General features: G+C 62.3%; 1 protein-coding gene. It reads left to right on the forward strand.

Going from position 1 to position 791, the window contains the following annotated elements:
- Positions 1-791, forward strand: a 791-nt coding sequence (locus tag LQ232_RS23475) for an elongation factor Tu (RefSeq protein ID WP_230182825.1), incomplete at both ends; no start/stop codon positions are given.

Below are 791 nucleotides of genomic sequence, written 5' to 3' on the forward strand. Positions count from 1 at the left end.
GAACGGACCAAGCCGCACGTCAACGTCGGCACGATCGGTCACGTTGACCACGGCAAGACCACGCTGACAGCAGCGATCACCACCGTTCTGTCCAAGAAGTTTGGTGGCGAGGCCAAGGCCTACGACATGATTGACGCAGCGCCCGAAGAAAAGGCCCGCGGCATCACCATCAACACCGCGCACGTCGAGTACGAAACGGCCAACCGCCACTACGCACACGTTGACTGCCCCGGCCACGCCGACTACGTCAAGAACATGATCACCGGTGCCGCCCAGATGGACGGCGCGATCCTGGTGTGCTCGGCCGCTGACGGCCCGATGCCCCAAACGCGTGAACACATCCTGCTGTCGCGCCAAGTGGGCGTGCCTTACATCCTGGTCTTCCTGAACAAGGCTGACATGGTGGACGACGCCGAGCTGCTGGAGCTGGTCGAAATGGAAGTGCGCGAGCTGCTGTCCAAGTACGACTTCCCTGGCGACGACACCCCCATCATCAAGGGTTCGGCCAAGCTGGCGCTGGAAGGCGACACGGGCGAGCTGGGCGAACAAGCCATCATGAAGCTGGCCGAAGCCCTGGACACCTACATCCCCACGCCTGAGCGCGCCATCGACGGCACGTTCCTGATGCCTGTGGAAGACGTGTTCTCGATCTCCGGTCGCGGCACCGTGGTGACCGGCCGTATTGAACGCGGCGTGGTCAAGGTCGGCGAAGAAATCGAAATCGTCGGCATCGCTGACACGCAAAAGACCACCTGCACGGGCGTGGAAATGTTCCGCAAGCTGCTGGACCA

Source organism: Aquabacterium sp. CECT 9606 (assembly GCF_918741295.1).
Taxonomy (GTDB): Bacteria; Pseudomonadota; Gammaproteobacteria; order Burkholderiales; family Burkholderiaceae_C; genus Aquabacterium.